This is a genomic window from bacterium (assembly GCA_035691305.1).
Lineage (GTDB): Bacteria > Sysuimicrobiota > Sysuimicrobiia > Sysuimicrobiales > Segetimicrobiaceae > DASSJF01.
In genome coordinates, this window is sequence record DASSJF010000059.1 from 53811 (window position 1) to 68881 (window position 15071).

The following is a 15071-nucleotide window of genomic DNA, read 5'->3' on the forward strand; positions in this document are numbered from 1 at the left end:
CCGCCGCATGCCGCCTTCCTCAACGCGGGCGTTCCGATCGAAGTCTCACCGGGTGGTACCATAGAGGCGCACTGCAACTACCCATCGTGACCGTTGGGCGCCCTAGGAGCGATCATTGCCCGAAGCTGAATCCACGCTCGAAACGCTGCTGAATCCACGTCAGCTCGAGGCGGTGCGGCACGGAGAGGGGCCGCTGCTCGTCCTCGCCGGCGCCGGGTCGGGCAAGACCCGCGTTCTCACCTACCGTATCGCGTCGCTGATCCGCGACCGCGGCGTACCGCCGTCCGGCATCCTCGCCGTGACCTTCACGAACAAGGCGGCGGGGGAGATGCGCGAGCGCCTCGCCGCACTTCTCGGCCCGCAGGCGTCGCGGGCGCTGTGGATCGGGACGTTTCATGCGACGTGCAGCCGGCTTCTACGGAAGTCGGGAGAGCCGGCCGGCGTCGATCGGCGGTTCGTCATCTACGACGGAGACGACCAGCGCACGCTGATGCGCGACACGCTTCGGGCGCTCGATCTCGACGACCGCCGATTTCCCCCCGCGGTCGTCCTGCACGAGATCAGCCGCGCGAAGAACGAGCTGATCGACCACGTCGCCTACGCCGCGCGGGCCGAGACCGCCCGTGAATCGATGCTGGCTCGAGTATACGCGGCCTACCAGCGCCGGCTCGACGACGCACGGGCGCTCGACTTCGACGATCTGCTGCTGCGGACGGTGCAGCTGTTGCGGGGCGCGCCCGACGTGCTGGCGCGGTACCAGGACCGGTTCCGGCACATCCTTGTCGACGAGTACCAGGACACCAACCACGCGCAGTACATGCTGGTCGGGCTGCTCGCCCGCCGCCACCGCAACCTGTGCGTCGTCGGCGACGACGATCAGGCGATCTACCGGTGGCGCGGCGCCGACGTCCGGAATATCTTGGAGTTCGAGCGGGACTACCCGGAGGCGCGGATCGTCGCGCTGGAGCAGAATTACCGCTCGACGCAGCGCATCCTCGCCGTCGCCGGCGCGGTGATCCGGAACAATCCGCACCGCCATCCGAAGACGCTCTGGACCGCGAACCCCGAGGGCGCGCCGGTGACGCTGTACGAGGCGTTCGACGGCTACGAGGAGGCGCGGCATGCCGGCGAGCAGATCCGCGTCCACCACTCCCGCGGTGGACGCTTCGGCGACGCCGCGGTGCTCTACCGGACCCACGCGCAGTCCCGGCAGTTCGAGGAGATGTTTCTGCGCCTCGGGATCCCGTATCAGATCGTCGGCGGCGTCCGTTTCTACGAGCGCGCCGAGGTCAAGGACCTGCTCGCGTACCTGCGGGTGGCCTTCAACCCGGCCGACGAGGCGGGGCTGCGCCGGGTCGTGAACGTTCCCCGCCGCGGCGTCGGCGACACCACCCTGCGGCGGCTCGACGCCCACGCGCGGGAGTCCGGCGTCACCTTGTGGGAGGCGCTGCGCCGCACGGCTCGCGGAGGCGCGGAGGGCGGCGGGGCCGCGGGGGTCACGGGCGCCGTCCGCGCGGGCCTCACCCAGTTCGCCGACCTCGTCGAGGATCTGGCCGGGTTTGCCGCGGACCATTCCGCGCGCGACGTGCTGCTGCGCGCGATCGATCGCACGGGCTACCGCCGCCTGCTGGAGTCCGAAGGAACGGACGACGCCTACGCGCGCCTCGAGAACCTCGAAGAGCTCGCCGCGGTCGCCCAGGAAGTGGAGGCGATGAGCGGGGAGGGGACCCTGGAAGCCTTCCTGGAGCATCTCGCGCTGCAGACCGAGGTCGACACGTTCGAGGAGCGTCCCGACCGCGTGACGCTCATGACACTGCACAGCGCGAAGGGCCTCGAATTTCCGGTGGTCGTGCTGGCGGGGCTCGAGGAAGGCCTCTTCCCGCACATGCGCGCCCTGGAGGAAGACGTCGACCTGGCGGAGGAGCGCCGGTTGTGCTACGTGGGCATGACGCGCGCGCGCAGCCGTCTGCTCTTGACCTACGCCCGGCAGCGGACCACGTACGGCACCACCCGGCCCGGCCTGCCGTCCCGGTTTCTCGCCGAGATCCCCGCGGAGGCCGTCGAGCGCGTCGCGACGCCGCGCACCGAGACCGGCGACTGGCCGGAGGAAGATCAGCGTCCCGTGCCTGAGGTCGACGTCGGCGATACGGTGCGACACAAGACGTTCGGCGTCGGCCGCGTGCTGGAGGTGGACGGCGAAGGGCCGCGCGCCATCATCACGGTCCGGTTCGACGGCCCGGCGGGGACCAAGCGGCTCGCGCTCGGCTACGCACCGCTCCAGCGCATCGCGGTCGACGCCGTACAACCCGGCGGCCGTCCCGGCTAAGATCCGCGGCAGGGGCGGGTGCCCGCCGCGCGCGAATACTCCGCGGCGCGGCTGTCCGGCACACCGGCGATTCGTTCTTTCCGTGAAAAAGCGAGGAAAGTATCCCTAGGGAACCACACGCCAAGGAACGCCCGTACCCGGAGTTGGGAGGTCCCACCGTGCGATTTGTCATTTGTGCGCTCGTCGCGACGAGCCTCTTCATGCCGCCGGCATGGGGGGCGGCCGCGCCGTCCCGCCATCCCAGCCTGCCGGGCCTGCCCAATCCCAAGGTCATGAACGGCGACGCCGGCAAGTTCGGCGGCGAGTTTCTCGATTCGCAGGTCAGCGACCCCCGGACATTCAACCCGGTCCTGGCGCAGGAGACGTCGTCGACGGGCCCGCTCGGGACCCTCTTCGACGGCCTCGTCGAGGACAACGGCGAGACGACCGAGACCGAGCCCGCGCTCGCGGAATCGTGGAAGACCAGCCCCGACGGCAGAACGTGGACGTTTGTCCTGCGCCAGGGTCTGCAGTGGGACGACGGCCGGCCGCTGACGGCGGACGACGTCGTGTTCACCTTCGGCGTTATTTTCGACAAGAACATTCCGAACAGTCTCGCCGACGTGCTGAGCGTTGCGGGCAAGCCCATCCAGGTCGCCAAGGTCGACGCGCGCACGGTCCAATTCAAGACCGCGGAGCCGTTCGGCCCCTTCCTTCGCACGATCGGCGTCTCGATTCTGCCGCGCCACAAGCTGGAGGACGCCTACAAAGCCGGCAAGTTCAAACAGACCTGGGGCGTGAACACCTCGCCCAAGGATCTCGTGGGTTCCGGGCCCTACATCATGACCGAGTACCGGCCGGCGGAGCGCATTTCATACGTGCGCAATCCACGCTACTGGAAGGCGGACGCGCAGGGACGCCGGCTGCCCTACATCGACCGAGTCGTCCTGCGCATCGTGCCGAGTCAGGAGGCGCTGCGCCTGCTCTTCCAGGGCAAGCAGACCGACAGCTACGGCCTCCGGCCCAAGGAATACGCGGCGTTCAAGCGGGACGAGAAGTCCGGAAACTACACGGTCTTCGACGGCGGGCCGACGTTCGGCACCGAGTTTCTCGTGTTCAACCAGAATCCGCGCAGCGGAATGCCGGACTACAAGCTCAAGTGGTTCCAGAACCAGAAGTTCCGCCAGGCGGTGGCGTACGCCACGGACCGCCAGGCGATCATCAACCAGGTCTTCGCGGGGCACGCCGTGGCGCAGTACGGTCCGGAGAGCCCGGCGGACAAGTTCTTCTTCAATCCGCACGTGACGCAGTATCCGTATGACCTCGGCAAGGCCGCGCAGGTTCTCGCCGAGGCCGGCTTCAAGAAGGGCTCGGACGGCGCCCTGCGGGATGCCGACGGGCACGCCGTCGAGTTCGTGATCAGCACGAACTCGGACAACCAGGACCGGGTGGCGATCGCGAACATCATGCGGCAGGACCTCACCCAGCTCGGCATGCACGTCACGCTGGTGCCCGAGGCGTTCAACACGCTCGTCAACAAACTGGTGGAGTCGTTCAAGTGGGAGACGATGGTGCTCGGCCTCACCGGCGGGATCGAGCCGCACAACGGCCAGAACGTCTGGAATTCCTCCGGCAGCCTCCACATGTGGAACCCGAAGGAACCGAAGCCGGCGACGGCGTGGGAGGCCCAGATCGACCGGTACTTCACGCTCGGTGCGACGACGGTCGACCAGAACCGGCGCCGCGAGTACTACTACCAGTATCAGGCGATCGTCGCCGAGCAGGTGCCGGTGGTGTACACCGCCATTCCGAACGCCTACGTCGCCGTCCGGAACAAGTTCGGCAACATTCGGTTCACCGCGTTCGGCGGGCCGTTCTGGAACTTCCCCGCGGTCTTCATCAAATAGGGCGGGCGGCGCCGGCCGCCGCCGCGGATTGATGCTCCGCTATATCCTGCGCCGCCTGCTGCTCCTGGGGCCGCTGCTCTTCGGCATCACGCTGGTGAGCTGGGCGGCGATCCAGCTCGTGCCCGGCTCGGGCAACTACTTCCAGTCGCTCGTGCTGCAGTATCCGCAGATCAGTCCGCAGACGATCGCGGCGCTCAAGGCGCAGTTCGGGATGGACCAGCCGCCGTGGGTGCAGTACTTCCGGTGGCTGTGGAGCATCGTGCACCTCGACTTCGGCCTCTCGTTCGCCTACAACGTCCCCGTGACGTGGCTGATCGGTAGCCGCGCGCTCAACACGCTGCTGCTGTCGCTTGCGTCGCTCGTCGTCGCGTGGTCGGTCGCGCTGCCGCTCGGCATCTACTCCGCGGTGCACCAGTACTCGGTAACGGACGGTGTTCTTAACACGGCGGCGTTCGTGGCGATCTCGATCCCGTCGTTCTTCAGCGCCCTGCTGCTGCTGTACGCCGCTTACTGGAGCCACCTGCTGCCGCTGCAGGGGCTCACGAGCGTGGACTTCGACACCTACCCGTGGTGGGGCAAGGCGTTCGACGTCGCCAAACACCTCGTGCTGCCGACGATCGCGCTCGGCCTCTTCTCCGTCGGCGGCCTGATGCGCTACATGCGCAACAACCTGCTCGAGGTGCTGCGCTCGGACTACGTCAAGACCGCGCGGGCAAAGGGCCTCGCCGAGCGCCGTGTCATCTACCGGCACGCCGTGCGCAACGCCATCAACCCGCTCGTCACGTTCTTCGGGTTCGAGCTCGGCGGCCTCCTGAGCGGCGCCGCGTTCGTGGAGAACATCATGGGCTATCCGGGTCTCGGCCGGCTGATCCTCGAGGCGCTGCTCAAGAAGGACGTCTTCGTGGTCATGGCGAGCCTGCTGCTCGGCAGCGTGATGTTGATCCTCGGCAACCTCACCGCCGATATCCTGCTGGCGTATGTCGACCCGCGCATCCGGTATGACTAGCCTCGAGCGGCGCCGGCCGTGAGCACGGCGCACGAAGTCGCGACCGCGCGGCTCGCCGCGCAGCGGCGGGCCGAGGCGGCCCGGGCCCGCAGCCCGTGGCAGCTCGCGTGGCGGCAGCTCAAGCGCTACCGGCTCGCGGTCTGGGGCGGGGTCGCGCTTATGGTGCTGTACGCGGCAATGCTGCTGGCGGAGTTTCTGGCGCCGTACGGGCTCGACCAGAGCGACCGCAACCTCTTCTACGCGCCGCCGACCGGCATCCACTGGGTGGACGCGCGGGGACGGGTCCACCTGCGGCCGTTCGTCTACGCGTACCGCGTCGTCGATCCGTCGATCCCGCAGTACGCCCCGGACACGGCCCGGACGTACGACGTCAGGCTCATCGTGCGGGGAGCGCCGTACCGCTGGCTGGGCGTCGTTCCCGGCGACGTCCACCTGCTCGGCGTGGACGCGCCGGCGCGGTTGTTCCTGCTGGGCACGGACCAGTTCGGCCGGGATCTGTTCTCGCGCCTGCTCTACGGCAGCCGCGTGTCGCTCATGCTCGGCATCCTCGTCGTCGTGATCAGTTTCCCGGTCGGGATGGTGCTGGGCGGCATCGCGGGTTACTACGGCGGGCTCGTCGACAACGTGCTGATGCGCGCGGTCGAGGTGCTGGCGTCGTTTCCCCAGTTCTACCTGATCCTGGCGCTGACGTCGGTGCTGCCGCCGACGCTCACCAGCCCGGAGCGGATCGTACTGCTGTCGGCCGTATTCAGCCTCACGGGGTGGGGCGGGCTCGCGCGCGTGATTCGCGGCATCGTCCTCGGCCTTCGCGAGCTCGAGTTCGTGCTGGCCGCGCGGGCGGCCGGCCTCAAGGACTTCCGGGTGATCGTCCGGCACGTGCTGCCGAGTACCTCGTCGTACATCATCGTCGCCGCGACCCTGACGATTCCCGGGGTCATCCTCGGAGAGAGCGGGCTCTCCTACCTCGGGATCGGCGTGCAGGAGCCGAGCACGAGTTGGGGGCTGCAGCTCGCGCAGGCGCAGAGCATCGAGGTGTTCACCCAGTTTCCATGGCTCCTGCTGCCCGGGCTCGCGATCGTGATCGCCATCCTCGCCTTCAACTTTCTCGGCGACGGCATCCGGGACGCCCTGGACCCGCGGCAGCGCTCGACGTAGAATGGCGGGTATGATGCCGCCGAACTCGTCGCAGATGAAGCCGCGCGGCGCGGCTCCGGCCGCGCGTACGGCGCGCCGTGCCGCGGAGCGCGGCGGCCGGCGAATGGGGCGCGGGACGGGCCGGCCCGGCTCGAATCCGTCCGCGGTGCCGAAGATCGTGGCGGCGGCTCTGGCGGCCGCGGTCGTGGTCGGAGGCGGGTCTCTTTTGTATGGTAGGATCGCGCAGGTGCAGCGCGGCGCGGTGTTGCCCGACATCCCGCAGGGCATGCAGCACGAGCCGGCGACCCGCGCCCGCGGCGCCGTGGTCAGCATCTCGGGGGAGGCGAGCCGTCCGGAGGCGTCGTACGACCCGTCGTCCGGTACCGTCACCGTCAGCTTCCAGTCCCGCTACTATGACCCGTCGCACACGGCCGCGCTCAACCGGCAGTACCTCGCGACCGAGGGCCGGCTGATCGTCCAGTTGGCGCTCTACCAAAACTCCTCGATCGCCCAGGTGGTCGCGAAGCTGTACCACGGACGGCGGTATCTCGCGACCGTGTCGGGCGCCCCCGGCCAGGACTATGCCGCGTACTCCGTGCAGTACGCCCCCGATCTGCCGAAGTAAAGCTCCCCTAAAGGCGGGGATGGAGGGAACCGCCCCGCCCGACCGTCGAGTAAAGGATTTGGATACACCTTGTGGAATCCCGAGACCGCGCGCCGGGCCGTTCAGTCCGGCGCCAGCGATGCCGCCCGTTGGCGGCGAGTCCAGGGGGGCGACGCGTGGCTGACGCGCTGTTGTCGGTCCGCAATCTGAAGACCTACTTCTATACAGACGAGGGGGTCGTCCGGGCGGTTGACGGCCTCTCGTACGACCTCCAGCGCGGCGAAGTGCTGGGGATTGTGGGCGAGTCCGGGTCGGGCAAGAGCGTCCACGCGCTCTCGGTGATGCGGCTCATCCCCACGCCGCCCGGCAAGATCGTCGACGGCGAGATCCTGTTCGAAGGGCGCAACCTCCTCAAGCTCTCCGACGAGGAGATGCGGAAGATCCGCGGCAACCGCATCGCGATGATCTTCCAGGAGCCGATGACCTCGCTCAACCCCGTGCTGACGATCGGCGAGCAGATCGCCGAGGCGATCATCCTGCACCAGCACCTCGACAAGAGGGCGGCGTGGGACCGCGCGGCCGAGATGCTCGATCGCGTGAAGATCCCGCTGGCCAAGCAGCGCGTCAGGGACTACCCGCACCAGTTCTCGGGCGGCATGCGCCAGCGCGTGATGATCGCGATGGCGCTCTCCTGTAACCCGTCGATCCTGATCGCCGACGAACCGACCACCGCGCTCGACGTGACGATCCAGGCGCAGATCCTCGACCTGATGCGCGAGCTGCAGCGCGAGTTCGGGATGTCGATCATCTTCATCACCCACAACCTCGGCGTCGTCGCGGAGATGTGCGACAACGTCGTCGTGATGTATGCGGGCCGGCCGGTCGAGCACACCGACGTGCGTAAGACGTTCCGGGAACCCAAACATCCGTACACCTGGGGCCTGCTGCACTCTGTTCCGAAGCTGTACATCCGCCAGGAGCGGCTGATCCCGATCGAGGGACAGCCGCCGAGCCTGATCGACCTGCCGCCCGGCTGTCCGTTCGCGCCGCGCTGCCCGTTTGTGATGGACGTGTGCGTGCAGGCCGATCCGCCGGATTACACCGTCGGGCAGGGCCACACCGCGAAATGCTACCTGTATTCGGACAAAGCCACGGACAAAGACCGGCAGGCGGCCGAAAAGGCCGGCCTGGCCGCGTCGACCCGCAGCGGATCGGTGTAGGAGGACCCATGGCGACGAACGCGGCGAAGAACGGCGCGATTCTGCTCGAGGTCAAGAACCTCGTCAAGCACTACCCCGTCACCAAAGGCTTCATCTTCCAGCGGCAGGTCGGGGCGGTGAAGGCCGTCGACGGACTGGACTTCTACATCCGCAAGGGAGAGACGCTCGGGCTCGTCGGCGAGTCCGGGTGCGGTAAGACGACTACCGGCCGCGTCATCTTGAGATTGCAGGAGCCCACGTCCGGTGAGGCGCTGTTCGAGGGGCGGGATATCTTCAAGCTGCACAAGGAAGAGCTGCGGCGGATGCGCCGGGACATGCAGATCATCTTCCAGGACCCGTATTCCTCGCTTAACCCGCGGATGACCGTCGGCGATATCATCGGCGAGCCGCTCGAGATCCACAACCTCGCGCGCGGCCGCGACAAGATCCGGCGGGTGCAGGAGCTGCTGGAGGTCGTCGGCCTCTCACCGTACCACGCCAACCGTTACCCGCACGAATTCAGCGGCGGCCAGCGACAGCGGATCGGCATCGCGCGGGCCCTCGCCGTGAACCCGAAGCTGATCATCGCGGACGAGCCGGTTTCTGCGCTCGACGTCAGCATCCAGGCGCAGGTGCTCAACCTGCTCGAGTCGCTGCAGAAGGAGTTCGGGCTGACCTACCTGTTCATCGCGCACGACCTCTCGGTCGTCAAGCACATCAGCGACCGGATCGCGGTCATGTACCTCGGCAAGATCGTCGAGATGGCGCCCGCCGACGAGCTGTTCGCGAATCCGCAGCACCCCTACACGGAGGCCCTGCTCTCGGCGGTACCGATTCCCAATCCGGAGATGCGCCGCGACCGCATCATCCTTCCGGGCGACGTGCCGAGCCCGATCAACCCTCCGGCCGGCTGCCGCTTCCACACGCGGTGCCTGTACGTGCAGCCGAGTTGCCGGATCGATCCGCCGGCGTTCGAAGACATCGGCGGCGGCCGCGACCACTACGTGGCGTGCCCGCCGCGGCCGTTCAAGAGCCAGCGGAGCAAGGCCGCGGTGGTCGGGGCGCCGGCGACGGCCGCCGGGTCGGTGGCGACGGCGCAGCCGCAGCAGGCGAATCCGTAACGCCGGATCGCCTGAGATGACATGGTGGGCCGGCCAGTCCGCCGCGGGCGGTCCGCCGGCGCGGCGCCCGAGGGGACGCCGCACGCTAGGGGGAGCGACCGTAGGGCAAGACAGATGTCGGAGCAACCATCGGTGCAACCAATGAAGGAGGCGGTGCGGCGGTGAAGGGCAGAGGAATCGCGCTCGTGCTGGCGCTCGCGATCGGCGTGCTCGCCCTCGGGACGGGCGCGCGCGGGGCGGGAGCGCCGGTCAAGAACCCCGATACCTTCGTCACGCTCAGAGCCGGGGACCCCGAGAGCCTCGATCCGGCCTACCAGTACGACACGACGAGCTACGAGATCGTGTACCCCAACGTCTACGAGACGTTGATCGAATACGACGGCAGCGTCCTGTCTCGGTACCAGCCGATACTGGCCACCACGGTGCCGAGCCTGGCCAACGGGCTCATCAGCAAGGACGGCCTCACCTACACGTTCCCGATTCGGAAGGGCGTCAAGTTCCACGACGGCTCCACGATGACGCCGGACGACGTGCGGTACTCGATGCTCCGGTTCATGCTCCAGGACCGGGACGGCGGGCCGTCGTGGCTGCTGCTGACCCCCTTGACCGGGCGCGACAGCACCCGCGATAAAGATAAGATCGCCGTCAACTTCTCGGACGTCGCGAAGACCGTCACGGTGCAGGGCGACAACGTGGTCTTCCATCTCGCGCACCCCTACGGCGCGTTCCTCAGCATCGTCGCGGCGTGGTCGTTCGTGATGCCGAAGGCGTGGGCGGCCGCGCACGGAGATTGGGACGGCCAGGGCGGAACCTGGCAGAAGTTCAACAATCCCAAGCTGCAGGACCGGTACGAATTCGACCACATGAACGGCACGGGCCCCTTCAAGCTCCAGCAGTGGGACCGGCAGGCCAAGCAGGTCATCCTGGCCCGTAACGACCAGTACTGGCGCAAGCCGGCCCGTCTCGCGCGGGTGATCCTCAAGACCGTCACGGAGTTTACGACCCGGCGCCTGCAGCTGCAGCAGGGCGATGCGGACATGGTCGATGTGTTGCGGCCCGATCAGAGCAAGGTCGAGGGGATGGCGGGCGTCGCAATCCGCGACGGGTTCCCGCAGCTGATCATCCAAGTGCTGCACTTCAACTTCAAGATCGACGCGACCGGGAATCCGGACGTCGGCAGCGGCAAGCTGGACGGCAACGGGATTCCGCCGGACTTCTTCAGCGACGTACACGTTCGCCGCGGCTTCGCCTACGCTTTCGACTACGCGGCCTTCATCCGCGACGGCTATAAGGGCAAGGCGGAGCAGCCGAACGGGCCGATCATCAGCGGTCTGCTCGGCTATGATCCCACCGCCCCCAAGTACACCCACGACCCGGCCAAGGCGGCCGCCGAATTCAAAGAAGCCTGGGGGGGAAAGCTCTGGGACACCGGGTTTAAGTTCACGGCGACCTACAACACGGGCAACGTCGTCCGCCAGGTCGGCGCACAGATCCTCAAAGACTCGATCGAAGGCCTGAATCCGAAGTTCAAGATCGACGTTCGCAACCTGCAGTGGTCGTCGTTCCTCCAGAACACCAACGCGCACAAGGGGACGTTGTACGCGCTCGGGTGGGCGGTCGACTATCCGGATCCGGACGATTTCGCGCAGCCGTTCCTCGGGAGCAACGGCGACTACCCGAAGCGCAACTCCTACAGCAACCCGCAGGCCGACGCGCTGCTCAGGCAGGCCGCCGAGACGACCGATCCCGCCAAGCGGGCGGCGCTGTATCATCAGTTGACGAAAATCGCGTACAACGACGTGCCGGGGCTGTACGTCGCGCAACCGGTGGGCTTCTTCGTGATGCGGTCCTGGGTGCACGGCTGGTACTACAACGCCGTGCTCGGCGGAGCCGACTACTACCCGATTTCTAAGGAGTAGGACGGTCCGGAGTGAGCGGGCCCGCCTCCACGGGGCGGGCCCGCTCGACACTAGACCGTGACCGCGTTCGTCGTCCGCCGGCTTCTGCTGCTCCCGCTGGTCGGCCTCGGGGTCTCCGCCCTCATTTTCCTGCTGCTCCAGTTTCTCACGCCGGCGATGCGGGCCAGCCTGTACATCCACGACCCCAAGCAGCTCAACGCGCTGCCCGACCTGATCCGGAAGTATCACCTCGACCAGCCGGTGTACGTGCAGTATTGGGACTGGGTGGTGCAGGTGGCGCACGGCGACCTCGGCTGGAGCGAGACCGCCCGCGAGCCGGTGGCGGCCGCGATCCGCGGATACTTCCCGGCGACGCTGGAGTTGGCGCTCTACGCGTTCGGCTTCATCCTGGCGCTCGGCGTCTGGCTCGGCACCCAGTCCGCGGTGCACAAGGACCAGGTGCTCGATCAGATCAGCCGGTTCACGTCGATCAGCGGGGCGTCGCTGCCGACCTTTGTCTGGGGCCTGCTGCTGTTGATGATCTTCTACGGGCACTTTGGATGGTTTCCCCCGGGCCGGCTGTCGATGAACGCGGACTTGTACGTCCGCAGCGGCGCCTTTCATCCCTACACCGGGCTGTTGACGATCGACGCGCTGCTGAACGGCAACCTCTGGCTGTTCTGGGACGCCGCGAAGCACCTCATTCTGCCGGTCGCCACGCTCACCTACTATCTGACCGCGGTGCTCGTGCGGATTACGCGCTCGTCGATGCTCGAGACGCTCCGGACCGACTACGTGCGGACCGCCCGCGCAAAAGGCCTGGCCGAACGCGTCGTCGTGGACAAGCACGCCCGCCGCAACGCTCTGATCCCGGTGATTACGCTCGGCAGCCTGCTGTTCGTCGGCCTCTTGAGCGGGGTCGTCATCACGGAGACGGTGTTCAACTATCCCGGCATCGGCCAATGGGGGGTCAACGCCAGCCAGCAGCTCGACATCCCCGCGGTAACCGGGTTTGCGCTGATCTTCGCGGGTCTGCTCGTCATCAGCAACCTCTGCGCGGACGTGATGTACGCGATCGTGGATCCGCGCATCCGGCTCCAGTGAGCGCCGTCCAGGCGCGCCCGGTCGCGCTGCAGCCGGCGAAGCGGGCCCAGGCCGGCGAGACCGCGTGGCAGCGCACGCTGCGCCGGTTCCGGAGCAACCCGCTGTCCGTCCTGGGGGCCGGGCTCGTGGCGTTCTTCGTCGTCGTGGCGCTGCTCGCGCCGCTGCTCGCGCACCCGACGCAACGGAACCCGTACATGATTCCGCACTCCGGCTACTCGAGCGATCCCCGGCCGCCGAGCCCCGGGCATCCCTTCGGCACCACGGAAGAGCAGTTCGATCTCTTCTACGGGGTGGTCTGGGGCGCGCGGACGGCGTTCATCGTCGCGCTGAGCGTCGTAGCCAGCGCCGTGGTGATCGCCATGACCCTGGGGAGCCTGAGCGGCTTCTACGGCGGGCGCGTCGACGAGATCGTCATGCGCGTCACCGACGTCTTTCTCGCGTTCCCCGGCCTCATCCTGACGGTCGTGATCGTGGCGGTGCTCGGCCAGAGCGTGCGGAACGCGGTGATCGCGATCGCGGTGGTCGAGTGGCCGACCTACACGCGGCTCCTGCGCGGCGAGTTTCTCCGCGTGCGGGACATGGAGTACGTGCAGGCGGCCCAGGCGCTCGGAAGCGGCGACTTCCGCGTGATCGCGCGCCACGTGATTCCGAACACCGTTTACCCGCTGCTCATCCTCGCCTCGCTCAACATGGGCAGCATCGTCATCACGTTCGCGGCGCTGGGGTTCCTTGGGCTCGGCGCGCCGCCCGGGTACGCGGACTGGGGACAGCTGGTCAGTCTCTCCCACAACTGGATCGCCGGCACGGCCGGAGATCCGTTCACGTACTGGTTCACGCTGATCGTGCCGGGCACGGCGATCTTCCTGTTCGTACTCGGCTGGAACCTCCTCGGTGACGCCTTCCGCGACATCTTCGACCCGCGTCTGCAGGGTAGCCGCTGAGCCCGCGCGAACGACTTTCCCGGACAACGCAGGCCGCATCGGGAGGGAAACGCATGCGTCCTTCGGGATGGGGCTCTCGTTTCACCGCCGTGGTCCTGGCCGCCGTCGTCGCCGTTTCGCTGACCACGATGGCGCGCGGCGCCGGTGTGCCGGCCAAGAATCCGGATACGTTCATCGAGCTCGGTTTCGGCGACGTGACCAGCCTCGACCCGGCGCTCGCGTACGACATTTACTCGTACGAACCGATTTGGCCGAACGTCTACGAGACGCTGATCATGTACAGCGGCTCATCGCTCGACCGGTTCGAGCCGATGCTGTCCACGCGCGTCCCGACGCTGGCCAACGGGGGAATCAGCCAGGACGGCCTGACCTACACTTTCCCGATTCGCAGCGGCGTCAAGTTCCACGATGGATCGGACATGACCGTGGACGACGTGGTCTACTCGGTCCGGCGGATGTTGTTGCAGGATCAGGCCGGCGGGCCCGCCTGGCTGCTGCTCTCGCCGCTCCTCGGCGTGGACAGCACCCGGGACGAGAAGGGGACGATCCAGGTCAAGTGGGCCGACGTCCAGCGCGCGGTGAGCGCGAGCGGCAACAGCGTGGTCTTTCACCTGAAGAAGCCGTTCGCGCCGTTCATGACGATCGTGGCGGCGTGGACCGAGATCCTGCCGCACAAGTGGGCGGCGGCGCACGGCGACTGGGGCGGCCAGCCGGGCACCTGGCAGAAGTACAACAACCCCAAGACGGAGGACCGCTACGAGTTCAACCACATGAACGGGACGGGCCCCTTCATGTTCGATCACTGGGACCCACAGGCCAAAGAAATCGTGCTCGTGCGCAACGACCACTACTGGCGGAAGCCGGCGGCGCTGCGGCGGATCGTGCTGCGCACGGTCGCCGAGCTGACGACGCGGCGCCTCCAGCTGCAGCAGGGCGACGCGGACCTCATCGTGGCCAGCCTCAACCAGCAGGCGCAGCTGCGGGGGATTCCGGGCACGATCATGCAGGACAACCTGCCGCAGATCGCGCTGCAGACGCTGCAGTTCAACTTCAAGATCAACACGGAGGCCAACCCGGACACCGGGAGCGGCAAGCTCGACGGCGCGGGGATCCCGTCCGACTTCTTCAACGACATCCATGTGCGGCGGGCGTTCGCCTACGCGTTCGACTACTCGGCGAACCTGAGCGGCGCCTACGCCGGGAAGGGCGTCATTCCGCACGGGCCGATTCCGCAGGGCATGCTGGGCTACGACGCCTCCGTGCCGATCTACCAGACGAACAAGGAGCGCGCGATCGCGGAGTTCAAGGAGGCGTTCGGCGGCCGCGTGTGGTCGGCCGGCTTCAAGTTCACGGTGCCGTTTACGGCCGGCAACACCGCCCGCCAGACGGGGGCGCAGATCCTGAAGGACGCCGTGACGTCGCTCAACCCGAAGTTCCAGATCGACTCGCGGCCGGTGCCGGCGAGCGCGCTCAATTCGCTGCTGTTCGCGCACAAGGGCACGATGTACTTCCTCGGCTGGTTCGCCGACTACCCGGATCCGCACGATTTCGCGCAGCCGTTCCTCGCGGCGAACGGCTACTTCCCGACCCGCGGCGGCTACAAGAACCTCGACGCGGACAAGCTGATCGACCAGGCCGTCAGCACGCCCGATTCCGCCAAGCGCGCGACGCTCTACAAGCAACTCTCGATGATCTCGTACAACGACCTGCCGTACCTGTTCTTGGTGCAGCCGGTCACCTACTATACGATGCGGTCGTGGGTGCACGGCTGGTACTATAACGCGATCTTCCCCGGGCAGTACTTCTATCCGCTCTACAAGCAGTGACACCCGGGCGATAGCGCTCGAGTACG

11 protein-coding genes are annotated in these 15071 nt (G+C 67.4%); all 11 read left to right on the forward strand.

Annotated elements, in window-relative coordinates:
• Nucleotides 1-115 precede the first annotated feature (115 nt).
• The 11 genes from VFL28_10420 (at nucleotide 116) to VFL28_10470 (ending at nucleotide 15045) form a co-directional block, all read left to right on the forward strand.
• Nucleotides 116-2326, forward strand: a complete 2211-nt coding sequence (locus VFL28_10420; GenBank protein HET7265074.1) for a UvrD-helicase domain-containing protein — start codon at nucleotides 116-118, stop codon at nucleotides 2324-2326.
• Nucleotides 2327-2484: 158 nt separating this feature from the next.
• Nucleotides 2485-4212 (forward strand): ABC transporter substrate-binding protein, encoded by a 1728-nt coding sequence (locus VFL28_10425; GenBank protein HET7265075.1) that lies wholly within the window; start codon nucleotides 2485-2487, stop codon nucleotides 4210-4212.
• Between the two features lie 31 nt (nucleotides 4213-4243).
• The gene (locus tag VFL28_10430) at nucleotides 4244-5218 is read left to right on the forward strand and encodes an ABC transporter permease (protein ID HET7265076.1); all 975 of its coding nucleotides are present in this window, start codon (nucleotides 4244-4246) and stop codon (nucleotides 5216-5218) included.
• An 18-nt stretch (nucleotides 5219-5236) separates the two neighbouring features.
• On the forward strand, nucleotides 5237-6373 hold the full coding sequence (locus tag VFL28_10435) for an ABC transporter permease (protein HET7265077.1): 1137 nt from the start codon (nucleotides 5237-5239) through the stop codon (nucleotides 6371-6373).
• A gap of 10 nt (nucleotides 6374-6383) precedes the next feature.
• Nucleotides 6384-6977, forward strand: a complete 594-nt coding sequence (locus tag VFL28_10440; protein HET7265078.1) for a hypothetical protein — start codon at nucleotides 6384-6386, stop codon at nucleotides 6975-6977.
• A 155-nt stretch (nucleotides 6978-7132) separates the two neighbouring features.
• Entirely contained in the window at nucleotides 7133-8176 is a 1044-nt protein-coding gene (locus VFL28_10445) for an ABC transporter ATP-binding protein (GenBank protein ID HET7265079.1), read from the forward strand.
• Between the two features lie 8 nt (nucleotides 8177-8184).
• On the forward strand, nucleotides 8185-9276 hold the full coding sequence (locus VFL28_10450) for a dipeptide ABC transporter ATP-binding protein (protein ID HET7265080.1): 1092 nt from the start codon (nucleotides 8185-8187) through the stop codon (nucleotides 9274-9276).
• Between the two features lie 161 nt (nucleotides 9277-9437).
• The gene (locus tag VFL28_10455) at nucleotides 9438-11195 is read left to right on the forward strand and encodes an ABC transporter substrate-binding protein (protein ID HET7265081.1); all 1758 of its coding nucleotides are present in this window, start codon (nucleotides 9438-9440) and stop codon (nucleotides 11193-11195) included.
• Nucleotides 11196-11252: 57 nt separating this feature from the next.
• The gene (locus tag VFL28_10460) at nucleotides 11253-12278 is read left to right on the forward strand and encodes an ABC transporter permease (protein HET7265082.1); all 1026 of its coding nucleotides are present in this window, start codon (nucleotides 11253-11255) and stop codon (nucleotides 12276-12278) included.
• The gene (locus VFL28_10465) at nucleotides 12275-13219 is read left to right on the forward strand and encodes an ABC transporter permease (GenBank protein HET7265083.1); all 945 of its coding nucleotides are present in this window, start codon (nucleotides 12275-12277) and stop codon (nucleotides 13217-13219) included. The genes VFL28_10460 and VFL28_10465 overlap by 4 nt, the downstream gene beginning before the upstream one ends.
• Before the next feature lie 53 nt (nucleotides 13220-13272).
• The gene (locus VFL28_10470) at nucleotides 13273-15045 is read left to right on the forward strand and encodes an ABC transporter substrate-binding protein (protein HET7265084.1); all 1773 of its coding nucleotides are present in this window, start codon (nucleotides 13273-13275) and stop codon (nucleotides 15043-15045) included.
• Nucleotides 15046-15071: the final 26 nt, after the last annotated feature.

Excerpts from the sequence above, each read along its gene's own strand:
- VFL28_10450 (HET7265080.1), top strand. The coding sequence starts at position 8,185 with ATGGCGACGAACGCGGCGAAGAACGGCGCGATTCTGCTCGAGGTCAAG.
- VFL28_10430 (HET7265076.1), top strand. The coding sequence starts at position 4,244 with ATGCTCCGCTATATCCTGCGCCGCCTGCTGCTCCTGGGGCCGCTGCTC.
- VFL28_10470 (HET7265084.1), top strand. The coding sequence starts at position 13,273 with ATGCGTCCTTCGGGATGGGGCTCTCGTTTCACCGCCGTGGTCCTGGCC.
- VFL28_10440 (HET7265078.1), top strand. The coding sequence starts at position 6,384 with ATGATGCCGCCGAACTCGTCGCAGATGAAGCCGCGCGGCGCGGCTCCG.